20 protein-coding genes and 2 tRNA genes are annotated in these 24,702 nt (G+C 54.8%); 8 read left to right on the top strand and 14 right to left on the bottom strand.

Translation table 11 applies throughout. The features are described 5' to 3' along the window. Positions 1 to 30: 30 nt before the first annotated feature. On the bottom strand, positions 31 to 426 hold the full coding sequence (locus ACP3PW_RS10455) for a hypothetical protein (RefSeq protein ID WP_426416633.1): 396 nt from the start codon (positions 424 to 426) through the stop codon (positions 31 to 33). 113 nt (positions 427 to 539) lie between these two features. Here ACP3PW_RS10455 and ACP3PW_RS10450 point away from each other — a divergent pair, with 113 nt between their 5' ends. Beyond that, positions 540 to 671: a hypothetical protein gene (locus tag ACP3PW_RS10450; protein ID WP_426416632.1), complete on the top strand. Its 132-nt coding sequence runs from the start codon at positions 540 to 542 to the stop codon at positions 669 to 671. A gap of 301 nt (positions 672 to 972) precedes the next feature. Here ACP3PW_RS10450 and ACP3PW_RS10445 read toward each other — a convergent pair. Together ACP3PW_RS10445 and ACP3PW_RS10440 are read right to left on the bottom strand one after the other, a co-directional pair. Beyond that, positions 973 to 1,049: transfer RNA gene (locus tag ACP3PW_RS10445), tRNA-Pro, on the bottom strand. 87 nt (positions 1,050 to 1,136) lie between these two features. Next, complete coding sequence (locus tag ACP3PW_RS10440) at positions 1,137 to 2,540, bottom strand: methyltransferase (RefSeq protein WP_426416631.1); 1,404 nt, start codon at positions 2,538 to 2,540, stop codon at positions 1,137 to 1,139. 175 nt (positions 2,541 to 2,715) lie between these two features. Here ACP3PW_RS10440 and fusA point away from each other — a divergent pair, with 175 nt between their 5' ends. The 3 genes from fusA to ACP3PW_RS10425 all read left to right on the top strand — a co-directional run bounded on the left by fusA (position 2,716) and on the right by ACP3PW_RS10425 (position 5,699). Further along, positions 2,716 to 4,794 (top strand): elongation factor G, encoded by a 2,079-nt coding sequence (gene fusA / locus ACP3PW_RS10435; protein WP_426416630.1) that lies wholly within the window; start codon positions 2,716 to 2,718, stop codon positions 4,792 to 4,794. A 99-nt stretch (positions 4,795 to 4,893) separates the two neighbouring features. Beyond that, positions 4,894 to 4,969: transfer RNA gene (locus ACP3PW_RS10430), tRNA-Asn, on the top strand. 118 nt (positions 4,970 to 5,087) lie between these two features. After that, positions 5,088 to 5,699, top strand: coding sequence for a LysE family translocator (locus tag ACP3PW_RS10425; protein WP_426416629.1), 612 nt, complete (start codon positions 5,088 to 5,090; stop codon positions 5,697 to 5,699). A 16-nt stretch (positions 5,700 to 5,715) separates the two neighbouring features. On the opposite strand, the gene ACP3PW_RS10420 is transcribed toward ACP3PW_RS10425, so the two are convergent. Beyond that, positions 5,716 to 6,981 carry a succinylglutamate desuccinylase/aspartoacylase family protein gene (locus ACP3PW_RS10420; RefSeq protein ID WP_426416628.1) on the bottom strand — a complete coding sequence of 422 codons (1,266 nt, stop codon included), beginning with the start codon at positions 6,979 to 6,981 and terminating at the stop codon, positions 5,716 to 5,718. 224 nt (positions 6,982 to 7,205) lie between these two features. Here ACP3PW_RS10420 and ACP3PW_RS10415 point away from each other — a divergent pair, with 224 nt between their 5' ends. Together ACP3PW_RS10415 and ACP3PW_RS10410 are read left to right on the top strand one after the other, a co-directional pair. After that, positions 7,206 to 8,741 (top strand): HD domain-containing phosphohydrolase, encoded by a 1,536-nt coding sequence (locus ACP3PW_RS10415; RefSeq protein WP_426416627.1) that lies wholly within the window; start codon positions 7,206 to 7,208, stop codon positions 8,739 to 8,741. Beyond that, entirely contained in the window at positions 8,741 to 10,060 is a 1,320-nt protein-coding gene (locus ACP3PW_RS10410) for a GAF domain-containing sensor histidine kinase (RefSeq protein ID WP_426416626.1), read from the top strand. Before ACP3PW_RS10415 ends, ACP3PW_RS10410 begins: the two co-directional genes overlap by 1 nt. A 119-nt stretch (positions 10,061 to 10,179) precedes the next feature. Here the strand turns inward: ACP3PW_RS10410 and ACP3PW_RS10405 are convergent, their stop codons facing one another. From ACP3PW_RS10405 to ACP3PW_RS10380, 6 genes are all read right to left on the bottom strand, one after another. Beyond that, positions 10,180 to 12,837: a TRAP transporter large permease subunit gene (locus ACP3PW_RS10405; RefSeq protein WP_426416625.1), complete on the bottom strand. Its 2,658-nt coding sequence runs from the start codon at positions 12,835 to 12,837 to the stop codon at positions 10,180 to 10,182. A gap of 28 nt (positions 12,838 to 12,865) precedes the next feature. Beyond that, positions 12,866 to 13,978: a TRAP transporter small permease subunit gene (locus ACP3PW_RS10400; RefSeq protein WP_426416624.1), complete on the bottom strand. Its 1,113-nt coding sequence runs from the start codon at positions 13,976 to 13,978 to the stop codon at positions 12,866 to 12,868. A 197-nt stretch (positions 13,979 to 14,175) separates the two neighbouring features. Beyond that, the gene (locus ACP3PW_RS10395; protein ID WP_426416623.1) at positions 14,176 to 15,270 is read right to left on the bottom strand and encodes a TRAP transporter substrate-binding protein; all 1,095 of its coding nucleotides are present in this window, start codon (positions 15,268 to 15,270) and stop codon (positions 14,176 to 14,178) included. Positions 15,271 to 15,704: 434 nt separating this feature from the next. Further along, the gene (locus ACP3PW_RS10390; RefSeq protein WP_426416622.1) at positions 15,705 to 17,096 is read right to left on the bottom strand and encodes an FAD-binding oxidoreductase; all 1,392 of its coding nucleotides are present in this window, start codon (positions 17,094 to 17,096) and stop codon (positions 15,705 to 15,707) included. Between the two features lie 50 nt (positions 17,097 to 17,146). After that, positions 17,147 to 18,244 carry a DMT family transporter gene (locus tag ACP3PW_RS10385; RefSeq protein WP_426416621.1) on the bottom strand — a complete coding sequence of 366 codons (1,098 nt, stop codon included), beginning with the start codon at positions 18,242 to 18,244 and terminating at the stop codon, positions 17,147 to 17,149. 188 nt (positions 18,245 to 18,432) lie between these two features. After that, positions 18,433 to 18,831, bottom strand: coding sequence for a ComEA family DNA-binding protein (locus tag ACP3PW_RS10380; RefSeq protein WP_426416620.1), 399 nt, complete (start codon positions 18,829 to 18,831; stop codon positions 18,433 to 18,435). 237 nt (positions 18,832 to 19,068) lie between these two features. On the opposite strand from ACP3PW_RS10380, the gene ACP3PW_RS10375 reads away from it, so the two are divergent. Beyond that, positions 19,069 to 21,498, top strand: a complete 2,430-nt coding sequence (locus ACP3PW_RS10375; RefSeq protein WP_426416619.1) for a DNA polymerase II — start codon at positions 19,069 to 19,071, stop codon at positions 21,496 to 21,498. A 621-nt stretch (positions 21,499 to 22,119) separates the two neighbouring features. Beyond that, positions 22,120 to 22,254 (top strand): hypothetical protein, encoded by a 135-nt coding sequence (locus ACP3PW_RS10370; protein ID WP_426416618.1) that lies wholly within the window; start codon positions 22,120 to 22,122, stop codon positions 22,252 to 22,254. 312 nt (positions 22,255 to 22,566) lie between these two features. Here ACP3PW_RS10370 and msrA read toward each other — a convergent pair whose 3' ends face one another. The 4 genes from msrA to ACP3PW_RS10350 form a co-directional block, all read right to left on the bottom strand. Continuing rightward, positions 22,567 to 23,190 carry a peptide-methionine (S)-S-oxide reductase MsrA gene (gene msrA / locus ACP3PW_RS10365; protein WP_426416617.1) on the bottom strand — a complete coding sequence of 208 codons (624 nt, stop codon included), beginning with the start codon at positions 23,188 to 23,190 and terminating at the stop codon, positions 22,567 to 22,569. 341 nt (positions 23,191 to 23,531) lie between these two features. Then, positions 23,532 to 24,191, bottom strand: a complete 660-nt coding sequence (locus tag ACP3PW_RS10360) for a 7-cyano-7-deazaguanine/7-aminomethyl-7-deazaguanine transporter (protein ID WP_426416616.1) — start codon at positions 24,189 to 24,191, stop codon at positions 23,532 to 23,534. Positions 24,192 to 24,273: 82 nt separating this feature from the next. Then, positions 24,274 to 24,459, bottom strand: coding sequence for a hypothetical protein (locus tag ACP3PW_RS10355; protein WP_426416615.1), 186 nt, complete (start codon positions 24,457 to 24,459; stop codon positions 24,274 to 24,276). A gap of 35 nt (positions 24,460 to 24,494) precedes the next feature. Then, the gene (locus ACP3PW_RS10350) at positions 24,495 to 24,644 is read right to left on the bottom strand and encodes a hypothetical protein (RefSeq protein ID WP_426416614.1); all 150 of its coding nucleotides are present in this window, start codon (positions 24,642 to 24,644) and stop codon (positions 24,495 to 24,497) included. Positions 24,645 to 24,702: the final 58 nt, after the last annotated feature.

The following is a 24,702-nucleotide window of genomic DNA, read 5'->3' as shown; positions in this document are numbered from 1 at the left end:
GCGGAAAAAAAGTCCGACAAAATGTGCTTTTTAGGCATTCTTAGTACCCTCTACTGAATTTAAAAAGTAGATCACTGCCACCACTATTACGATGACATCCATTGTTATTGCAGGCAATACTTTAGATAAAAAATCTTGCCCATAGAGTAGAACTAAAAGTACGAATATAAATTTACTAAATGCAGCAATAGCAAATGAATACTTGCGGACATTTTCGTTAAAAAAACCACAGATAAGAACAACACCAATCAAACCAATTAGTGCTGACCAGCTTCGGATAACAATGCTCTGTAAAACCCCGTTAAACGATGCTCCAAACATGGATTCCAAGGCCGCCTGTGGTGCAAATAATCCATAAAACATTGTTGCGGTGAGGATTCCAGAGACGAGCATTACCCACTTTGTGTTCTTTACTATGAAATTCATTTTTATCATCCGCGATCCAATAAAGAGTTGAATCCGCGTTTTAATATCGAGGCCTTTCAAGCTTAGTCTGCCTTGCAAGATTGTTCTATCTTCCAGGCAAGGAGGGAGTCGTTATGTATCGACGCTGCCGAAAACACCAAGCGCTGATTGCCCGACAGGCTAACGCGAGTGCCGCAAAAGAGCGCATAGGCTGGAGGACTCTGTTCCTGTTGATCGCCTCGATCTCCCTGATCTCAGGCGAGTAATCTAAATCGAGATTACGACACCGGTTCACCTGTCACCCACCGCGTAAAACTATACCGCAGCGACGGAATAGATTGCTATAAGGTCAGAACTGATGGGCATCCATGGAAGCAGCAGATCGGCTGGAGTCGGGTTTTGGAGGGAGCGCGCAAGGCGCTGCTGCGACACCGCCAATTTGACGAGCGCAAGTGCCATATAACCTCGGGCGCGAAATTCAGCAGAAATTTGGACTTAATATGGACTTAAATCAAGACAAGCAAGAGATACAGAAGAGGCAATATCGACGTAACTCACTGATTTTATTGGTCGGTGTGAGAGGATTCGAACCTCCGACCCCGTCCTCCCGAAGGACGTGCGCTACCAGGCTGCGCTACACACCGGCTCTAGAACGCCAGCCGAACGGCTGGGGGTTAAATTCTATAACTAAACCCGTTTGAAATCCAAGTCAGGGGGCGAGCCCCACCGCGCTATGCGGTGGCGTAACGGTAGAGGTACACGCGCCCTGGCACCTCCTCACCGCGCTCCTTACGCAACACCAGCGGGGCGGAGGAGAGTTCGATAAACCCATGCTGGCGCGCGAGCTGGTCTATGTAGAGGGGGTGATGCTGGTAGCGCCCGTTGGGTAACAGGGAGACGCCCTCCTCCTGCCCCTGCTCGATCGTAAACGCCAGCAGGCCACCCCCCCCAAGACAGCTCCGCACCCGCTCGAACCAGGGTTCGAGGTCTCCCAGGTAGATCAGTACATCGGCGGCACAAATCAGCTCCCAGGCACCGGTATCGGTTTCCAGAAACGGCAAAATTGAGGCTTGCTCCAGGCGATGATAGACCGCTTTACTATCCGCCAGCTTGAGCATATTGGCCGACAGATCGACCCCCGCAAGATGCGCTACCGGTAGCTTTTCACAGAGCGCCGCCCCCATCAGGCCGGTGCCGCATCCCAGGTCGAGAACCTTGTCCAGCCGCTCTACCCCCTGCTCGATCAGTGTGGCAACGATAACCCCCGGTGCGCCGTACTGGAGCCGGTGTTGCAGGTGTAACTCAAACTTGTCCGCGTATTGATCGTATAGCGCCTGCACATACTCATCGGGCGCGCCACCACGGGGTGCTTTGCGACGCTCCAGTGCTGCCAGCATATGCCCCACGACTGGATTATCCGGGTCCTGCTCCTTCGCCAGTTCATAGAGTATTCGAGCGCCATTGAGCTGTCCTTCATCGGCCAGATAATCGGCAAACTGGGAGATAACCCCCTGCTGCAAATTCCCGCTGTCGATGCAGAGAACCCGGGCCAATGCGGCCTCGTGCTGGTCGGTTGCCAACTCCAGCAATGCCGCTTCACGCTGGATATCGAGCCCCCGGTCCTCGGCGGCGAGGCTCCGTAACTGCTCCCAGGCGGCGGAGTAATAACCCTGACGTCGCAGGGCCACCGCTAACCCGAGCAGGTATTCGCTATCGTTGGGTTGCACCTCAAGTGCCTCGGCAAAGGCTTGCTCCATAACCTCCCACTGGGCCAGGGCTTCGGCAATGTAGCCTTTATTCGCAAGATAGGCGTGCTCCCTGGGACAGAGTGCAATGGCCTGCTCGATGCTATCCATCGCCTGCTGATCTCGCCCAAGACGCTGTAGCACCAATGACAAATTGCTGTGGACCTGATCGACGCGCTGACCCGGCATGGCAAGCTCCAGCGCGCGTTCCAGTGACACCAGCGCGGCATCCAACTGCTCCTCTCGCAGCTGCAAGACCCCCTGCAAGTGACAGATATTAAAATCTTCCTGATTTTCAGCCGTCAATTTGCGACAGATAGCACGCGCGGGGCCAATTTTTCCCCGCGCCAGCAGGCTGAACGCTTTTTGCAATAGTTGGTCTGGTGTCATGACTCTTTCCGATCTACCTGTATCAGCATAGTTGAAGCTGTGATGCACTCTTCACAATCGAGCGCCATTATAAAATTTGCAACCATTTTAGCCAGTTTTCGCCCTCACCAACGGCTCACGAAAGTGCAAGCCAGTCCGCTCTAATCTACTCTGTAGGAGGAGCGCCCGAGGGACTATGGACCGATCACATTACCCATTACAGCAGATTCGAAATATCGGCTTCATCGCCCATATTGATGCGGGCAAAACTACGCTCAGCGAACGGGTGCTGTACTATAGTGGCTTCACCCACCAGATGGGCAACGTCGATGCAGGCAATACGGTCACCGACTGGATGGAGCAGGAACGAGAGCGGGGAATCACCATCGTCTCGGCCGCCATCACAACCAGCTGGCGCGAACATCAACTCAACATCATCGACACGCCCGGCCACATCGATTTTACGGCCGAGGTAGAGCGCGCCCTGCGGATCCTTGACGGTGGTGTGGTGCTGATCGATGCGGTAAAAGGGATCGAACCCCAGAGCGAGACCGTGTGGCGCCAGGCCGACCTCCACCAGGTCCCCCGGCTCTGTTTTATCAACAAGATGGACCGCATCGGAGCGGACTTCGACACCAGCATTGCCAGTTTTAGCCAACGTCTGGGGTGCGCTCCGCTGGTTATTCAACTGCCAATCGGGAATGAACAGGGGTTTTCGGGGGTCATCGACCTGATCGCTATGCGCGCGCTCTATTGGGACGATCTACTCGGTAGTGATATGCGCGAGGAGGTCATTCCCGAGGAGCTATTGGCCGCCAGCAAATCCGCCCGGGAACGCCTGATCGAGCGCGTGGCAGAAGAGGATGAAGGGCTGCTGGAACGCTATCTCGCCAACGCCCCGCTTGAGGCTGCGGACCTGAAAGCGGCGATACGCCGTGGCACCCTCAAAGGACGCCTGTTCCCCCTGCTCTGCGGGGCCTGCCTGCGCAATCTTGGGGTACAACCCCTGCTCGATGCCATCGTCGATTATCTACCCTCCCCTGCCGACATCGGCGAGACTGAGGGCCGTCACCCTGAAACCGATGAACATATTCGCCTGGCGGCCACCAGCGACGCTCCCCTTGCTGCACTGGTATTCAAGATTGTAACGGATCCCTACGCGGGGTACATGGCCTACGTTCGGGTCTATTCGGGTACCCTCAAAGCCGGGCAGAAGATCTGGATCCCCTCTCGGCAACGAGAGGCCCGAGTCGGACGTATGGTCAGGGTCTACGCAGATCGGCGGGAAAATATCGACGAGATACCCGCGGGTGAAATCGATGCCGTGATCGGCCTCAAGGGAGCCTATACCGGGGATACCCTGTGCAGCCGTGAGCTGCCTATTGTACTGGAGAATATCGAGTTTCCCGAACCCGTGGTCAATATTGCGCTCGAACCCGAGACCCACAAAGATCGCGATGCCATCAGCCAGGCCCTGGCCAACCTGGCCGAGGAGGACCCCACCTTCCGTGTACACAGCGACCAGGACAGCGGTCAAACCATCCTCTCGGGTATGGGAGAGTTGCACCTTGAGGTGCTGGTAGATCGCTTGCAACGCGAGCACGCCGTCGCGGTTCGCACAGGAAAACCCAAGGTCAGCTATAAAGAGACCATCACCGAGCCCGTTATGGGCATTCGCGGTCGACTGATTCACCAAAGCGGCGGCCACGGTCAGTATGGCGACGTCCTGATCGACGTTCTGCCCGCCAAACGAGGGAGTGGCTTCCATTTTCACAGCCGGATCAAGGGCGGCGCCATTCCTGCCGAATTTATTCCCGCGGTAGAAAAAGGGCTCTACGATGGCATTAGCTGCGGTCTCATCGGCGGCCACGATATTACCGACATCGAGGTGATTTTGGTGGGCGGGTCCTGCCACGAGGTGGACTCCAGCGAACAGGCCTTCCGCAGCGCAGCGACCATCGCCATCAAACGGGCGATGCAGGAAGCCGGCCCGCGCCTGCTGGAACCCATTTTCGAACTGGAAGTGAACGTGCCCGATGACAATATGGGGGACGTTCTCGGCCTGCTCGCCCAGATTCGCTGCCGGGTTGAGGAGACCATCGGTTCCGGCACCCGGTCGCAAATTGTACGGGGCAAGGTGCCACTTGCCGAGATGTTCGGGTTTGCTACCCGTTTGCGCTCGCTAAGCCACGGTCGTGGGCTTTTTTCGATGCGCTTCGACCACTTCGCGCTGGTTCCCGCCAGCCTCCAGCCGGACCTCTTGGCACAACTGTAACTGATTGGTTTATGGGGCAATTCCAAGCTTTAGTCGAATTCGGACCCGGGGTGTTGACCCCAAAGATTGGAGTCATTAATATAGCGCCTCCCATGCAGTTCCCTGATAGCTCAGTTGGTAGAGCAAATGACTGTTAATCATTGGGTCGCTGGTTCGAGTCCAGCTCAGGGAGCCATCTATTCCAAGACGGGGCCGACATCTGTCAGCCCCGTTTTTTGTCTGTATCTTCTCCTGCCGCCCCAAATCCCGTATAAGGAAAGCGTCCCTCCCCGTTCAAGGCAAGGAACCCTGTCATGTCACCGGAAAGTGCACTCACGTTTTTTATCGCCATATTTATCTTCGGCATTACTCCAGGACCCGGGGTCTTTGCTATTTTGGCGCGGGCCATGAGCGAGGGGGCCGCCAACTGCTTCACGCTGGCCCTCGGCATGGCGATCAGTGACATTATTTATCTGGTGCTGGCGTGCTTTGGCCTCGCCGCCATCGCCGAACACTGGAGCGGCCTGTTTCTCGTGATTCGTTTCGTGGGTGCTGGCTACCTGGTCTATCTGGGGTGGATGATATGGCGCCAGCCGGTGGAGCTCGCCGTCGGCGATTACCAGCGCAAACGCAACCAGGGTATGAGTTTTGTGCAGGGTTTCCTCATCTCCGCCTCCAACCCCAAGGTGATCCTGTTTTACATCGCTTTTTTACCGACGTTTATGGACCTTTCCAGCCTTACCCACGCCGATATCGCACTGGCATCGGGCCTGCAGCTTCTTGGGCTTATGTTAGGGTTGATGCTGATCGCCTATAGCGCCGCGCAAGCACGGCGCTATTTCCGCTCGGAGCGGGCAATGAAGGGACTCAACAGAGTCTCTGGCAGCATCATGGCGGCCGCTGGAGGCTACCTGATACTGCGTTAAGCCAGCTCTACCGACTTCAGGGCGATTCCAGCTCGCTATCGTCCATCCTGTCGAGTTCCTTGGCGATGGTCTCGGGCTGATCGGCCTCCTTCAGGGCACCCTCGCGCAACTCATCCTCGGTACGCTGCTTGCCAATGCGGAAGATCACGTAGCCAGGGCTAACAAACTGGTTGACCGCCATGCCCAGCACCGTGCCGGCATAGGGTGCCACCACCTCACGGTTGGAGTTGGTCACCGGATTGATTACATCGGCGATCACCTCTCCCTCACGCACCTTGTCCCCCAACTTGACCTTGGACAGCAGGATGCCGCTGTAATCGGACAGCACCCACTCGGACTCGAAGAACACCGGTTGCGGGGTGCTCCAGAAACGGAAACTGCGGGTCATACCCAGCTCGCCGAAGAAGGTCTTGATCGCCTTGACGCCATACTCTACCGCCTCGGGGTCAAGGCTCAGGGGGCCACCCACCTCCATGGTGACCGCCGGGATCCCGGCATCCACCGCGGCGTTGCGCAGCATGCCGGGATTACCGGCGCTCTGCAGCACGGTCATGCCGCCAAAGCGAGCCACCATCTCTGCAACCCGTTCATCCTTCAGGTCTGCTCGCAGTTGCGGCAGGTTGGTACGGTAGTAGGAGCCGGTGTGCAGGTCTATCAGCGCGTCACATTTAAGGATGACATTCTGGAACAGGCCGTGGGCATAACGCGCCGGCGTCACTCCTTCGGGGTTGCCGGGGAAGAAACGGTTGAGGTCGCGTCGATCGGCCATGTAGCGCTGCTGCTTCATGAAGCCCTCCATGTTGACGATCGGCACCGCCACCACGGTACCGGCCAGAGAATCCAGCTCCAGCCCATAGATCACCTGCCGCGCGATCTCGATGCCATTGAGTTCATCCCCATGCAGCGCTGCCGTCATACACATTACAGGGCCTTTCCGTGCTCCGTGGGCCACCACCACCGGGACCTGAAACTGCACGCTGTTGATCGATACCGGCCATGTGACTGTGTCACGAATGCCGGGGGCAAAGCTTTTACCCATCATTTCGAACGCCTGCTCCTGGGCTGCTCGGGGTTTGATCTTGCTCTCGATAGGCTCGGTTGAGGGTATCCGCACGTCGTCACCGGTTTCGGCTACCGGCTCACCCGAGTCTGCTGTAAGTTCAGCGTTCGCTATCGGAGCATCGTCGGCTGCCAAAAGTTGCGAGCTCAGCGATACGCCAAAGCAGAGCACCAACAGCTTTAGGGGGGTGGTTGAAAACCTCAACGATAAAATCAGACGCACTGCAATCTCCCTATTCATAGGATCTCATTTACCCCAGTGTACCAATAACCTCCTGAGTAGCCAGTCAAGCGGGCGCGCCCTACCCCTCCTTCGGCGGGCGTAAACAACCCGGATTCTGACCTCGATCATCGAAAAACAGGAAAATCCTCTATAGTGTAGGGATACAGGCTCGTTGGGGTTGTCACTTGCTACGAGTTCCGGTTTCAAGGAAGGATTCCGCGCTTATGTCCGAGTTTATGTTTAGCGATGATGTACAGGGGGATACCCCTCCCCCAGCCCCGAGCAAATGCTGGCGAGTGCTGGTGGTGGATGATGACCCGGCGATCCACCAGGTTACCCGCATGGTTCTGGGGAATCTGAAGGTGGAGAATCGACGCATCGAGTTGCTGTCGGCCCACTCCGGGCATGAAGCCCGGGCACTATTGAAAGATGAGCCCAATATCGCAATGGCGTTCATCGATGTGGTGATGGAAACCGAGCACGCAGGGCTGGATTTGGTACGCTGGATCCGCGAAGAACTGAAGAACCAGTCAATTCGCCTGATCCTGCGAACCGGGCAGGCGGGGCAGGCGCCGGAGGAGCGCGTCGTTCGTGAGTACGATATTAATGGCTACAAGGAAAAGACCGATTTTGTCGCCAACAAGATGATCTCGACACTGTACGCCGGCATCCGGGGCTACCGTGACATCACCACCATCCAGAAAAGCCTCACCGGACTCCGGCGCCTGATCGAAGCCTCCAATGATATGCTCAAGATCCGTCAACTTAAGGCGTTCGGCTCTGCGGCGCTGGATAACCTGTTAACACTGATGGAACTGGATGCATCTGCGCTTTACATCGCCCATACAGCAGCAGATGTTTACAGCGAGAACCGGGATCTGGTGATCGCCTGCACTGGAAAATATGTCAGTTGCGGCAACGACCTGAACAGCTGCGACCTTTCCCCCGAGGTTCGCGCAAGTATTCGTCACACCTTTTCCACCCGGCAACATACGGTGGCTGATCACTATTTCACAGGCTACTACGAAACTCCCCATCAAACCGCCTCAGTACTATATGTTGAGCACGACAACTACACCGACCACCTGCACGTCGAACTACTTGATATGTACACAGCCAGTGTCTCCCTGATTCTGGAAAACCTCACCAGCCATCACGAGATCGAGCAAGATCTGCTTTATATCATCGGTGGTGCCATAGAGAGTCGCAGCCCCACGGCGGGCACTCACACCGAACGTGTCGCGATGATGAGTGAATTTATTGCCCTCAAGCTGGGTTTGAGCGAAGCCTTTGCCAGCGTCATTCGCACCGCTGCCGCGCTACACGATATCGGTATGGTCACCGTTTCCGAATCGATTCTGGCTGTGCCCGGGCCATTAAGCGAAGAGCAACGACAGATCGTCCAGCAACACGCAGCGGCAGGAGGAGAGCTATTGCAACGGGGAAATGGTGTAATCGCTAAAGCCGGCGCTCGCATTGCCCGCCACCACCACGAGAACTGGGATGGATCGGGTTACCCTGACGGGTTACAGGGGGAAGAGATACCTATCGAGGCTCGTATAGTGGCACTGACAGATCGTATCGAATGTCTCAGTTCAGCTCGCCCCTATCGCCCGGCCTGGAGTGATCCCGATATCCGTCAACACCTGAAAAAACAGCGTGGAAAAGAGTTCGACCCCCAACTTGCCGAGCTGGCGGAGCAGTATTTCGAACAGCTGATTGCGATCAGGGAACGTAACCCAAAAGAGATGGACCGCTAATGGATACGCTACTGCGAGATATCATCGAAGGGGTATCCAACACCTACGGTGAAGAGTTTTTCAATCGTATTACGCTGCTGATGCACAAGGTGATCGGTGCCGATTATACCTTTATCGCCCGCCTCGATCGCGAAAAATACACCTCGCGCACCATCGCCCTGGCCGCTCATGGTGAGATTGGAGAAAACTTCGAGTATTCGCTGAAGGATACCCCCTGTGCCAACGTCGCCGATGACTCGGTCTGCTGCTACACCAATGGTATCTGCGAGCTCTTCCCCAATGATCAACTATTGGTCGACATGAATATAGAAGGCTATCTGGGTACTCCGCTGCACGACTCCAGGGGCGAGGTGATGGGCATCATCGTTGCGCTCTACGAGCACCCGATCGAGAATGACAAGCAGACGCAAACCCTGTTCCAGATTTTTTCCGGACGCATCGCCGGTGAGATCGAGCGATCCGAATATTCCGAAACCCTGGAGGATCGTGTCAGGCAGCGCACTCAGGAGTTGCAGGGTGCGCTCGATAACCTGAACCGGGCGCAGGAGCAGTTGGTAGAATCGGAAAAACTGGCATCCCTTGGACATCTTGTAGCGGGAGTTGCTCACGAGGTAAATACCCCTCTTGGCGTCGCGATAACTGCCCATAGCCACCTGCAGAGCGCCTACGACAATCTCAGGCAAAAATTTGATAACAAGACCCTGACCCAGCAGGATATGGAGGGCTACCTGAACACCTACGCCGAGGGCGCAGATATGATCAAAAACAACCTTGAGCGGGCGTGCGATCTGGTACAAAATTTCAAAAAAACGGCTGCAGATCAGCACTCAAATGAATGCGAGTTTATTTCACTTTCAGACTACTACAAGCAGGTAGCCTCTACTCTATCGCCCCTGTTAAAGAAAAAGAGGGTCTCCCTGGAAATACAGGGCCCGGAAAAAGATGAACTCAATACCTTTCCCGGGGTGCATGCGCAGATCCTGACCAATCTGGTGGACAACAGCGTAAAACACGGTTTTCGCGATCGTACAGAAGCGGACAACAACCGCATATCGATTAGTATCAGTAGATCGGATGATAATTTTTACACCATCGATTACCGCGACAACGGCTGCGGCATCAGCAAGGAGATCGAAGGAAAAATCTTTGATCCTTTTTTCACAACATCACGACAACGGGGAAATACCGGGCTGGGACTCTCTATTGTCTATAACCTGATCAAAAAACACCTTTGCGGAACCCTCATCCTGCTCCCGCAATCCGAAGGTACCCATTTTCAATACTCCGTGACGGGGTGTGATAACCCGCAAACCAATTAGCCCAACGAGATCAAGCTTTAGTAATCACTGAGCAGGCGATCCAAAAAAAGAGGGCCACATCCTGAATGTGGCCCTCTTTTTTATAACAGGCGAGCAAGCCCGCCCTATTACAACCCTGCCTAGAAGTTCAGTGAAATATCCCGGTGAACCGACTGACAGCGTGCGACAGATTTTGCCTGATCGGATGTCATGCGCTTTTGTAAACGCAAACCAATGGAGTAGGCGATCGCCTCATCGTAGCTGGACAACACAGGGCCCATCTGTTGAGCCGCGCTCTGGCGCCACTCAACTTCGGCATGGAACAGTTCCATCGCCTTGGCGTGAAACGCGAGCGCTTTGTCTGTCTTGGGCTGGTCGCCTTTAAGCGCCCTGCGAGCCTTGGATAGCTGAGACTTGATTTTACTCGTATCCGCAACATCGCCAAGATGGCTTGCGACCAGCTTGATGGCATCAATCGCAGATTCCGCATCCGTGTTAGCAATCGTCGCCTTGAGCCCGGCCAGCTCCTCCTCCATGGCCGCCAGGGCATCGGCACCGGCTAGTACCTCGCGCAGTTTCATGATCGGCTCGTAAGCGTTGTCCACATTGTTGCGATACCGGTTGCGTGCTTTTTTCTCCTCCTTTTGCAATGCAACAAACTTCTCCCGGGAGGCCTCCCACTGGTCGGGAATCTCGCTCTCTAGTTCAGCACGATAGCTTTGTAACTCTTCGATTTTGGTCTTGATCGCGTTCATCTGACCCTGATCGGGATCATCCTCGCGGGTTTGGCGATCCAGGGTTAACTTCCAGCCTGTGACCTGCTTATCGACAATGCGAATTTGAGCCTCAGTGCGACGAACATCGGTGTGCATCGGCGCATAATCCGGCGTGTAGTTGAGTAAATTAGCCTCGGCTTCACGCACAGCGGCCACCAAAGTGAAGGTTGCAGCAGCATTCTCGCCACTCTCGACCAACGACTTCTGCCACTTCTTCGGCAACGAGCTCAGGTCCGCACCCTGAAGCTCCGCAATACTGGCGCGCAAGCGGTCTCCTTCGCTGTCGTAGACCTCGAACAACTGCTCCTCCAGACACATCTGCAAACGCGGATTCATCGGTGGCGGCGCATTTTCAGAGGTCAGGTAGGTGCGGTTAGGCATGTAGTTCACCAGGCTTGGGTAGAAGCCGGCGATCACCAGTGCCAATAACTGCAAACCGATAAACGCCACCGCACCTTTGTAGATAGATAGCGTCTTGACGATCTTCGGGGCAACTCCGCGCAGATAAAAGAGCGCAAATCCGAAAGGCGGAGTAAGGAAAGAGGTCTGGATATTCAGGCCAACCATAACCCCCAACCACACTGCCGTCACATTGGCCCCAGGGTCTGCCAACAGAATCGGGGCAACGATGGGCACCACAACAACCGCGATCTCGATAAAGTCGAGAAAGAAACCCAGCACGAAGATCACCAGCATCACCACGATAAACTGGGTCCAAAAACCGCCGGGAAGGCCGGTCAGGAAGTGCTTCACCAGCTCCTCACCGCCAAAGCCACGAAATGCAGAGGTCAGCATGGCGGCACCAATCAGGATGATAAAAACCATCGAGGTTGTTTTGGCGGTTTCCACCATAACTTCATTGAGGGTGTTATCGATGCGGTAAGAGCGCAGGGCGCTCCAGCCAACGGCAACCAACAACCCTGCCACGGCGATAAAGGCCAGTACAATACCGACCATATCATCGCCGATATTTTTGATATTGAGTGTGTAGAGGCTAAGAATCACCAACAGCACCAGGGTGGACCCTATCGCGAGAATCGCGGGGTAATAGGAGTTTTTCTGGCCTTCGGTGAGGCGGTAGCCCCCCATGATCATCGCACCCACTGCACCAATGGCACCCGCCTGGTTAACCGTGGCCACACCCATGATGATGGACCCCAAGACCACAAAGATAAGGGTCAATGGCGGCGTCAGTGCCAACAGGATTCGCTTGGCAAACTGTCGATCGTATTGACCCTCGTAAGGTACCGGGGGCGCAAGCTTGGGCTTGACCAATGCAACGATCAGAATATAACCGACATAGAGACCTACCAGGATCAGGCCGGGGATCAGCGCGCCCATAAACATATCACCGGCGCTGGCCGAGGTGATATCGAACACCGACGGCATAGAGAGCTCACCGGTAGAGTCTTTATAGAGCTGTTTACGAATGGTACTGGCTTGATCCGCTGCACTGGACAGCTGGTCAGCCAGGATAATCAGTACAATGGAGGGCGGAATAATCTGGCCCAGGGTTCCCGACGCACAGATAGTGCCGGTCGCCAACGAATGGCTGTAGTTGTTACGCAGCATCGCCGGCAAGGAGATCAACCCCATCGCGATGACGGTGGCACCGACGATCCCGGTAGTAGCCGCCAGCAATGCACCCACCAGCACCACGGAGATGCCCAGGCCGCCAGGCACCGGACCAAACAGCTGCGCCATGGCAACCAACAGGTCCTCAGCAATTTTGGAGCGCTGCAGCATGATTCCCATAAAGATAAACAACGGAATCGCGATCAGGGTATCCCGCTCTACGTCCCAGTAGAGGCTACGGAAATTCGTGACCCCGGCACTGAGCCACTGTACGGGCCCCCCCTGGGCAAAGTACGCACTGCTATCGCCAGCAAAAAGATAACCACAGGCAGCAGCGAGTCCAATGGACAGAATCGCTGAACCGGGCAAGGAGAAGGCTACCGGGAATCCCGAGGTCAGTGCAACGACCATCAGTAGCACGAGTATGGCTAGAAAAACGAGCTCCATTAAAGGGGTCCTGTTGTGTAATTACTGGTTATTCAGATGCGATGGTCATGCCATCGCCGGTGCTGTTTGATTGCACTCGCATCCCGTGATCGTCACCCTCTTCATCCTCCTCGCGGAGGTCGGCAACATTGCTCAACAGGTAGCTGGCAAACTGGGCGATCATGGAGAGTGCGAACACCACCAGAAAACCCACCATCAAATACTTAACGTAGAGTCCGTAGCCGCTCTGGGTTATTTCAAAGCTAAGCAAGGGACTAACAATACTGCTGCCTTTGGTCCACATACCTGTGGTGAGGATTACCCAACACAGAGGTAGTCCAAGCAGGATTATGCCCAGGATATTGGCCCAGGCCTTGGTGCGGTGTTCAAAGCGGGCGTAAAGTACATCCACCCGAACATGACCATCATTGACCAGGGTGTAGGCACTGGCGAACAGAAACAGGGCCGCGTACCAAAAGCGTACTAAATCCCCCATAAATGCCTGCTCATAGGAGAATACAAAACGGGAGATTACGATCTGAAATTCGGCCAGCACCACCAGCAGCGCTAACCAGGTAAAGCCCAGAGAGCGAACAAAGGAAGCGATCACCAACGCTACCAGCACCAGAGGGTAATGCACATAGGTACCACGAAACTGCGGGCGACCGAGTTCCTGGGTGAGGCTCTCACCCACCAACATTTGCAACCAGCCTTCAATGCGTATGAAGGAGACCAGGCTGTCGACCAAACCGACCAGAAGCACGGTCCAAAACGCGGCGCGCACGATGTAGGCGGCGAAACCGGACCAGAGTGCGGCATCGGCGCGCAGTGAGCGCCGGGGGCCAAAGATGACGAAGCCGATAGTCGCTGTGACTGCAGCCATGTACAACGCAAGCTGCACCCAGCCAAGGGTTAGTGCCTCGCCTTCAAGCGCGGCACGGCTGTTTTCGCCGTAATGGGCGAACAGCCCAATGACTCCTGGCCAATCGCGCCAGAAGGTTAAATAGTTACTAAAAAGAAACAGTAACGCCATGGCAACCAAAGTGCCGGCCAGAATTCGTACGAACAGGGTTACCATCCTGCCGCTGTCACTACCGCTTGCTGCTCTCACCGAATGAGAGGGAGCGGCACCCTCAACAGCTGACGTATTTGTATGATTCATGGGGGTGCGTCTGCCTGACAATTCCTTGCTTCGATCGGCCGCTGGAGAGTCCTCTCCATGCTAACGAACGTTACCCTTTCGAACGGGATGACCGCAGCAATATCTACATTAGAAAATGGATTACCTATCACCCCCTACTAAGCGGGGTGAAAAACCGCAGAGCACCAGGCCCTGCGGCTTTTACTTGCGTGCAGTGGTTACAGACCCAACACGCGGTTCCGCTGGGATACGTAGGCCTGATCAGAGATCTTGGCCCAGGATCCAACATTGGTACGAGTTTTCGCAAAGCTTTCGTGAATCTCGTTAACCAGCGCGCTGTGCTGCCGGGTTTCGTCAAACACCTCTTCAGCTGCCTCGCCAAAGCTGTCGTAGATATCGTCGCTGAACGCACGCAACTTCACGCCCTGCTCGTCGACCAACTGCTTCAGGGAGTCACCGTTCTTGGCGTTGTATTCGGCCATCATCACGTCGTTTTCCATGGACGCCGCAGCATTCACCAACAACTGATCCGCCTTCGACAGACCTTGCCACCAGGAGTTGTTCATACCAATCGCAAGCATTGCGCCTGGCTCGTGCATGCCTGGGTAATAGTAATACTTGGCCGCTTCGTAGAACTTCATGAACTGGTCATTCCAGGGACCCACCCACTCGGTTGCATCGATAGCGCCTGATACCAGGTTTTCATAAATCTGGGTGCCCGGCAGGGAAACCGGAGAGCCGCCCAGCTTGGCAAGAACATCACCGCCCAGGCCCGGCATACGCATCTTCAAGCCTTTAAGGTCGTCGGCAGAGTTGATCTCTTTACGGAACCAGCCGCCCATCTGTACACCGGTGTTACCGCACATCAAACCCTTCAGGCCATACTCGGCAGAGAGCTTGTCCCAGAGCTCCTGTCCACCGCCAAAGCGGATCCAGGCGTTCATCTCGGTGTAGGTCAGACCGAAGGGTACAGCAGTAAAGTAAGCGAAGCCTGGGTTCTTTCCTTTCCAGTAGTACTCGGCTCCATGGTAGATCTGGGCATTTCCGGAAGCTACTTCATCAAAAGAGTCGAACGCCTTAACACGCTCGCCACTGGCGAAATAGTTCACCTGCATGCGCCCATCGCTCATATCGGTCAGGCGCTTGGCAAAACGTTGCGCACCCGTACCAAGTCCTGGGAAATCACGCCCCCAGGTTGCAACCATATTGATCTCCATTCGCTCCTTGGCGATGGCAGGTGCTGAGATAGTGGTCGCAGCGGCAACGCCGCCCAGGCCAACCAGCCCCTTTTTCAATACATCACGTCTCTTCATTCTTACTTACTCCTTGCTGTTATTATTTGTATGCGCATTCAGGTCACTGCCTGTGCACTCGCCTATGGCGTAAAAACAGTCACTGCTCGTGCTCGCCTACCCTGGCCCCGACGCTGTCTGTCGGAATATCCCTGCGACTCTTCGGCGAATGCATTACGGCTTTAGCCGATCACGTTCCCGCCGGGTACTCAAAAAGACCACCCGAATCACTAGGGTTAGTTAAAGCGATGCCCGCCTCCGAATAAAGCAGGTTTTACCACGCTTAGACTAAAGTAGGGGCAATTCCCTCGCAGACGCATTATTGGGTCCTTTTCCGGGGCAGTTTGCACGACCATGATGCCCTTCCTGCTGCTTAACGGTCTTACCAATAGATAGGGACCCCAATTAATGTCGCACAATTCAAAGGTTGTCGCCACCCACTTTATGTGACCGGGTTATAGATCGAACACTTTGCCGGGATTCATCAGATTATCGGGATCCAGCGCCCGCTTGAGCACACGCATCAGTTCAACGGCATTGCCGTGCTCCTGCAACAGGTAGGCTTTCTTTCCAACGCCGATGCCGTGTTCTCCGGTGCAGGTCCCCCCGACGGCAAGGGCCTGCTCCACCATGGCTTTCGATAGCGTGGCCGCTCGCTCACATTGGGACTGATCACTACGATCGAACATAATCAGCATATGAAAATTGCCGTCACCAACATGCCCCACCACCGGACAGCTGAGTTTTAACTCCAGGGCCTTACGCTCCGCGAAATCTATCGACTCGGCCAACGCCGATATCGGCACACACAGATCGGTGGCCATGCCCTCGTGCCCGGGCCACATAGCTTTGGCAGCAAAATAGGCATTATGCCGCGCCGCCCAGAGCGCATTTCGGTGTTCCATATCGGCTGCCCAACGGAAACCGCTTCCGCCATGGGCCTCTACTACACCTTCAACGGCTGATATCTGCTCGTTCACTACCGTCTCGCTGCCATGAAACTCAAAAAATAGCGTAGGTGCAGCCTCGAATCCGTCCAGTTTTGAGTAACGGATACAGGCTTGCATCTGCAGGGCGTTAAGCAACTCAATACGGGCCACCCCGATACCACACTGCATCACCTCGATCACCGCTTGAACCGCCTCCCCCACCGACGCAAAGCTACAGACCGCCGCCCGCATCTGTTCGGGTATAGGATGCAGCCGCAACTGTACCTCGGTGATCACACCCAGTGTCCCCTCGGCACCTACATACAGGTGGGTCAGGTCGTAGCCCGCAGCACTTTTTCGTGCCCGGGAGCCGGTTCGAATGATCTCGCCCTGGGGGGTCACTATCGTCAGTCCCATCACGTTGGACTGCATACTGCCATAACGCACGGTGGTGGTTCCCGATGCCCGGGTCGATGTCATGCCGCCAAGTGATGCATTCGCACCGGGGTCTACCGGAAAAAACAGTCCGGTATGGCGTAGCTCGGTATTGAGCTGCTCGCGAGTCACCCCCGCCTGAACCCGACAATCCATATCCTCGGGACACACCTCGAGCACCGAATTCATCTGCGATAGGTCGATGCAGACCCCGCCCTCCAGCGCTAGCAGGTGCCCCTCCAACGAAGTGCCTGCGCCATAGGGAATGACGGCGACGCGATGCCGGTGGCAAGCCTGCACGATAGCCGCCACTTCATCATTGGTGTGCGGAAAGGCTACCGCATCCGGCGGCATGACCGCGCTACTGCCCTCTCCCTGACCATGTTGCTCACACACCACCCGTGACCGCTGCAAGCGATCACCCAACAGTACGCTCAGCTCATTAACAACGCTCTTCAATCCCACTTCGTTTGCAGCCACCATCTCCCCCCTGAACCTCTTTTGATACGCTATCCCTTATCATACGCACCGACCTAGCGATTGCGCAGTGCCATCATTAACGCTGGAGCACGACTAACCATCATGGCAACGAACACCAACGTACAGCCCGCTAACTGGGCCGTGGACATGCGTTCGACAAACCAAATCGATGCCAATAATGCAGTAAATACCGGTTCAAGCGTAAGAATCAATGCTGCATGACTGGCACTGGTGAGGCCCTGGGCATAGATTTGTAGCAGAAAGCGCAAACTGGTAGCCACCAGCGCACTGACCAATAGCCACCCCCAAATCTCAGCGTCGACGGATGTTGGCCAGGCTTCAAATAGCACAGAGCCCAGCATCGCGAGCCCACCAACCATCGAAAGTTGAATCGCACTCAAGGCCAATACTGGCACCTTTCCAGCCAGGCGGGTAATCAGGCAGATGTGAAAAGCGAACAACAATGCAGCCGTCATAAACAAAAGCTGGCTCTGCTCCAACACAACGGACCCTTTTAGGGTCAACAACCCCAGTCCGGTTACCGCAATGGGCAACGCCAGCCAGGTAAACAGGGGCTGCGGCTCGCCAAACAACCCCCGCACCAGCAGGGGCACCAGGATAAACGCCAGACTATTAATAAAGGCGCTCTCCCCCAGGTGCGTGGAGGAGTTCAACCCCAACACCCAGAACACCATCGCTAGCGCCATGACCGACCCCACGCGAACGCTGTCCCGCCACTGCTCTTTTCCAAGGCCTCTCCAGCCACCGCCCACAGCAACCGACAATACCAACCCGGCCAGCATAAAGCGCAAGCCGATGAACAGCAGGGGCGGTAAACCCGCCAGGGTCTCCTTGGAAAACACCCAGCCTGCGGCAGCAAGCAAGGTCACCAACACTAATAGCAGGTCGGCTTTAAGGGGGTGGGCAGTTTTCAAGTACACCTCAAACAGTATTGCGTAGGGCGAGAGTAACCGTGCAGGCGTATCATTTTTTATAAAACGCCCACTTTGGCGATAGAAAACTACCGGCATGCAGTTGATGGTAACCGGATTAGGCGTTTGCTGAAATGGATAACAGATCCCGGCGTTAACGAAGGTCCACAGACCGGCATGCCAGTCGTCGCTTTGATCTCCGATCGGCCTGAAAACCAACGGCGTTCACCGCTTCTTTAGAGACCCCGCTGTAGATCTGCCAGGCATTTACAATAGCTGGGTGCTAGGAACGCCTTCTGACAGCGGATAAAGACCCACGAACAACGTAGCGCAGGGCCGACAGCCCAACCTTGATCATTGGTTCAGGGTAAAAACAGAAGGGCTCATCGACCGATGAGCCCTGATTGTTACTGCAAGCGGATACGCGCAGCGTTTTTTGCCAAGGTTTTCTCACCCACCCCCTTGACGGCGGTTAACTCCTCCAGCGCCACAAAGGGACCATTTTTTTCCCGGTACGCTACAATCGCTTGCGCCTTGGACAGACCGATACCTGCCAACCCCTCGGAAATCTCCTCCGCATTGGCGGTATTGACGTTGACGGTGTCAATAACCACCTCGCTGTTGGCTGCAGGCACTACCGACACCGGTGTCGCATCAGCCCACGCCAGAGGGGGACATAGCAAAACAAGCAGCACCATCCATTGTCTAACTAACTGTCTAAATGATTGTCTTGCTACGTGCCTAAGCGATTGTTTTACCATCTGCCATAGGCGAGGCTGCATTGTGTACTCTCCTTTCATGCTCATGATCTTCCTCCTTAAAGAATGCTTGATAGAGCAGGCACAGCTTAGGTAAGCGCCCGTGAAGCGTCTGTAGGCAATACTCCCCCGCGCCAACAGCTTCTGTCGGTTCAATGTGCACAAAAACGCCTTCAAAGGCGTACCCTTGCCAGATTTCACCTACACCCCGCTAGGGTTTTATCACCCGCAGGGTTAACCATTGAGGCGCGGATGCTAAACTGGTGCCTCTGCGGAGCGCACCCGATGACCATCCCGATGTACGATGCCTTTCTCCTGACCCGCCAATGGCGAGATACAGTCCATGGCCTGGAGCTGATCCTCTGGCTTAAAACTGATCATGATCCGGTACGAGCCGTCATCAGGGGTGAGGAACCGGTCTGTTTTGTCGAAACTCAGGCTGCTGCAAGGGCACAGCCATTACTGTCGACGTTTGAGGGTAGCCAAACGCGCCCCCTGGGTCTGCTTAGCTTTAACGGCGAACCCATAACCGGGTGCTATTTTTCTCACCAACGTGACCTCTATCGAGCCCGCGACCTGCTGCGCAAACGGCAAATAGAAGCGTACGAAGCCGATGTGCGGCCCTGCGACCGTTTTCTTATGGAGCGTTTTATTCGTGGAGCGCTCAGTCTGCAAGCCTCACTGACCACCAACGAGGGTTTTCGTGAAGCAATACAACCACGAATAAAAGCACGGGAGCTGCAGCAGCTTCCCCGCTTCCGTGTGGCCTCCATTGATATAGAAACAGACCTACGCGCCTCGACGCTCTACTCCATCGCAATGATCTGCGGGCACCATAATCAGGCGACCGACGACCGCTGCGTGCTGATGATCGGCGCCGGCACACCTCCCCCCCATACCCGATTCGTCGCCGACGAACGCGAGCTGATTCAGCAGTTTTGCCTGTGGTGCCATGAGCGGGACCCGGATCTGTTGATCGGCTGGAACCTGATCAATTTTGACCTGCGGGTTCTTCAAAAAAGAGCCGACGCGCTCGCTATTCCCTTTTGCATTGGCCGCGATGGCGCCGCGCTGGAATGGAGGCAATCGCGGGATAACGCTGACCATTACAGCCTGTTGATGCCCGGCCGGGTGGTGCTTGATGGCATCGACACCCTGAAATCTGCGACCTGGAATTTTGAGAGTTTTGCACTGGATGCCGTAGCCCGCGAGCTGTTGCAACGGGGCAAACTGATCGAACACAGCGATCAGCGCGGAGAGGAGATCGGACGCCTGTTTACCCAGGACAAAGCATCCCTTGCCGCCTATAACCTGGAAGACTGCCAGCTGGTGTGGGAGATCTTCGAGAAAACAGACCTGATCGAATTCGCCACTCGCAGGGCCTGTATGACGGGGTTAGCCATGGACAGGTTCGGCGGCTCTGTCGCCGCCTTCGACCACAACTACCTACCCCGTCTGCACCGCGCCGGGTATGTCGCACCCAACCTGCCAGACAACCCTCGGGGTATCGGTAGCCCTGGAGGCTATGTAATGGACTCCTATCCGGGGATCTATAGAAACGTACTGGTACTGGATTTCAAAAGCCTCTATCCCAGTATTATCCGCACGTTTATGATTGACCCACTGGGACTGGTTGCAGGCCTGAAGGAGAGCAACCACCCGGCTAACGACAGTTTGGGCGAGACCGAAGAGGTCGACAGGACCACAGGAGTACCCGGTTTTAATGGCGCTCTGTTTAGCAAAACACAATCGATTCTCCCCGACCTGATAAAGACACTGTGGCAACTTCGGGACAATGCCAAACAGAACAGGAACCAACCCCTGAGCCAAGCCATAAAAATATTGATGAACTCCTTTTATGGCGTGTTGGGTACTCCCGGGTGCCGATTCTTCGACTATCGCCTACCCAGTTCAATTACGCTACGAGGACATCAAATTCTTACCCGTAGCAAAGCATTTATTGAGCAGCAGGGACATCGGGTGATCTATGGCGATACCGATTCTGTTTTTGTCCTGGTAGGCCAGTCCCTGTCAGCGGGAGAGGTCAAAAAAATCGGTGTTGAATTGTCCAGTGCGCTCAATGAATGGTGGCGTCACCAGATACTGGAAAACTATCAGCTTAGTAGCCATCTGGAGATCGAGTTTGAAACCCACTTTACCCACTTTTTGATGCCGACAATTCGCGGTTCAGAACAGGGTTCAAAAAAACGCTACGCAGGAATCATAGAACACAAAAATGAAGAGAAACTGGTTTTCAAGGGACTGGAAACCGTACGCAGTGACTGGACACCACTGGCCAGGGAGTTTCAGCGAACCCTGTACTGGAAAATATTTCACAACGAGGATTATCGAGGTTTTATCAAACAGACCGTCGCCAATACGCTGCAAGGAAAAAGTGATTCGAAACTGGTTTATCGAAAAAGACTACGTCGGCCGCTGGCGGAATATACCCGCAACGTACCTCCCCATGCACAAGCGGCGCTGCTAGAAGAGGCGATCCGCAATAGCCGGGATCTTCCCCCCCTGTATCAGCATGGTGGTTGGGTCGAGTACCTGATGACGGTGAATGGTGCGGAGCCTGCACGCTACTCTGAATCAGAACTCGACTACGAGCGCTATATCGAACGCCAACTGGAACCGATCGCAGACGGAATCCTGCATTTCCTGGATGATTCATTCGCCGACATTACCGGCCAGCAGATGCATCTTTTTTAGTAGTGAGAATCTGTCATTAAAATCGCAACTGCGGGAGACGCTTCGACATCCCCAGTTCTTCTAGGTAGTTTCCCTCATCGATTTCGTGCATCTACCAATACCCCCCACCGACCGAATCTCCTATTCTGTCATCATTGATTTACGAGACAGCCAGCACAGAAAGTAAATGCCGACTCCCCCCTAAATTCGGCACCCGGAACCCGGTTCCAGGAACTTTTCGGGCAGTGCAAACTCTATAATCAAGTAGATCACAACTCCTTCGTGACTACTCCTGTGTTTAGTGTTGTAAGTGATCTCTCAGCTACCCCCCAAGCGCTGTGAGATATTGTTAGCGGTCATGACCCTCCCCCTTTGGTCATGACCGCTTTTTTTTGGGGGCTCCGCTGCAATAAAAGCCATTTTTTTCATAGACTTATACTTATTGTGGTTTTTTATCCTCTTTTATGGAACTTTGCTCACCGAGCCACGGTCACAGTTAGTACAGAATGTTGAATATTGATGTATTACTCCTTGTGTGTTGTTAAACCCGGATGCGTTCCCCCAAGCGTTAAGGGTACTTAAGCTAGACGGCTATGACCCCCCTTATGTCATAGCCGTTTTTTTATGTACAGGATGTACGGTATGCCACGAGAGCCATGGACGGCGGTAGTGGCTTATGTACAGGATGTACGGGCCGTTAGCTGTGCTCCTGCGCAATCGGCACTTCCGACATCCCTGTCGGTCGTATGCCACGAGAGCCATGGACGGGCCGATTAGTGCTCCTGCCAAATCGGCACTTCCCACATCCCTGTGGGTCGCGGTAGTGGCTTATGTACAGGATTTACGGGCCGTTAGCTGCGTTCCTGCACAATCGGCACTGCCGGCATCCCTGTCGATCCTATGCTGCGGGCCATCTACTTTTACCCTACCCTTTTCGCCTGTTTCTGGTTTCTGGTCTATGCTCAAGTCAGTCTGTGTGGATCATCCTAGGCATTGATTCAACGGATAAAACCCCGGCCCCTAATCGGAACCGGGGTTTGTTTTTGTTAGCGGGGTTAAACGGCGGAATAGAGGGGGCAGGATAGTGTGCTAACAGCGGATGCCGGTTCCACTTAATCCGCAGTAGCCGTCGGGATTTTTCGCCAAATACTGCTGATGGTACTCTTCGGCGTAATAGAACACGGGGGCAGGCTCTATCTCAGTGGTGATGGGGCCAAACCCGGCCTCGGCCAATGAGTGCTGAAACGCCATCCGGCTCTGGTGCGCCTGGTCAAGCTGCGCTTCGGTTGTGCAGTAGAGCGCGGAGCGGTACTGGGTTCCTCGGTCGTTACCCTGGCGCATACCCTGAGTGGGGTCATGACTCTCCCAGAATACCTGCAACAATTGTGAGTACTGGACCTGTGACGGGTCGTATACAACCAACACCACCTCACTGTGCGCCGTGCGCCCGCTACAGACCTCTTCGTAGGTCGGGTTGGGCGTGTGGCCTCCCGCGTAACCGACCGCAGTACTGTAAACCCCCTGCTGCTGCCAGAAACGGCGCTCTGCCCCCCAAAAACATCCTAATCCGAAGATCGCTTGCTGCATGTTTTCCGGGAAAGGCGGCTGCAGGGGGGTGCCATTCAGGTAGTGCTGTGCCGGTACGGGCAACGAATCGGGTCGACCCGGCAGGCATTCCGAGGCGGGGCAGAGGATAGATTTGTCGGTATTCATAGTCGGCGTCCTCAGTTATTTCTCCTCCGAAGCAAGCGGTGGAGCTTGGGTACTGGCAAGATGGCGCGTTTTAACAACCTTTAGCTCCGTTGAGATCTAAGCCTCGCTGGTTTTAAAATAGGTAGTTATCACAACATAAAGAAGTAGCATTACGGATAGCTGGACGAAATTCGCTGTCTATAATTACGGGGACATTGACCTACTCCTAAGGTTTCAATGTTACCCGGACGGCCCGACGACCCCAAGCGTTGGGTCGTCCCTATTTTCAGACACCACACATCCGGCCCCCTGAGCAGCCCCTCTATGGCAGGCAAGCTCAGGCAACCCCTTAAGACTCGACGCTATTTCGCATCCACCACCGCTACCGGTGCCTGGCGCGTGAGCCAGCGCTCCATCCGCTTCAGCACAACACCGTACAACGGCAGAAAGAACAATATACTAATCAATAATTTATAGCCGTAGTCCACGAGGCCAATCTCCAGCCAATTGGCTGCCATAAACGGGTCGACGGACTGGTAGAAAGCCAGCGCAAAAAACGTCAGGGAATCGAGCAGATTACCGATCACCGTCGAAGCTGCGGGAGCAACCCACCAGGCTTTCAGGGAACGCAGGCGATTAAATACCCGAATATCAACTAGCTGGCCGAGCAGGTACGCGGCAAAGCTGGCGAAGGCGATACGGGCGACAAAGCTATTAAACTCCAGTAGAGCCCCGCCCCCCTGGTAAGCGCCCTGATAAAAGACCACCGACACAAGGTAGGAGATGGCTAGCGCCGGGAACATTACCCGAAAAATGATACGCCGAGCGGCGTCTGCACCAAAAATTCGAACCGTCAGGTCGGTCGCCAGAAAGATAAAGGGAAAACTAAAAGCTCCCCAGGTGGTGTGAAAGCCAGCCAGGGTAAAAGGGATCTGCACCAGATAGTTACTGGAAGCGATCACCAGAATATGAAACAAAACTAATAGAAAAAGCGCCCGCGCGGGCACCGAAGAGAGATACATAACAGGAATCCTTTTTGTATGAGGTAAGGGAACTCTACCGCGGCGCGGATTTTAGGGTATTTTTTAACCCTATGCAAAAGCCTTACAAGGCTTTGACCTTGCGCTCACCGCAACGCTTGCAGCGCCACGCAGTCACCAACGCTCCCTGCTTCACATCAAATTGCTTCTCGTGCTCAATCTCCCACTTGTGGAAGCCGTTGCCACACAGTGTCTTGCCCTTGGCTTTCGTTTTCAGCGAGGGTTTTCGAAACGCGACGACATCACCCATGCCCAGGCTCCCTCCGGCAGAAACCAGCAAATACCCTAGATTTTACAGGCATCACCGCAGTCATTATCGGCGTCGATGGCATCCTGACTATCGATAAATGTATCGGTGCTGAACTCGTCATCCACCTCCTCCAGAAAATCAAAATCATCGGTTTCCAGCGTATCTTTTTCGCCCGGTGAATTCATGAGTCATCTCTATGGCCAGATGTTAAAGAATCTATCCTATTGTGCGGAGGTGCCGGTT

This window comes from Aestuariirhabdus sp. LZHN29, from assembly GCF_049985285.1.
Taxonomy (GTDB): domain Bacteria; phylum Pseudomonadota; class Gammaproteobacteria; order Pseudomonadales; family Aestuariirhabdaceae; genus Aestuariirhabdus.
The sequence above is the reverse complement of the archived record's forward strand: the minus strand, read 5'-3'. Positions and strand labels throughout refer to the sequence as shown.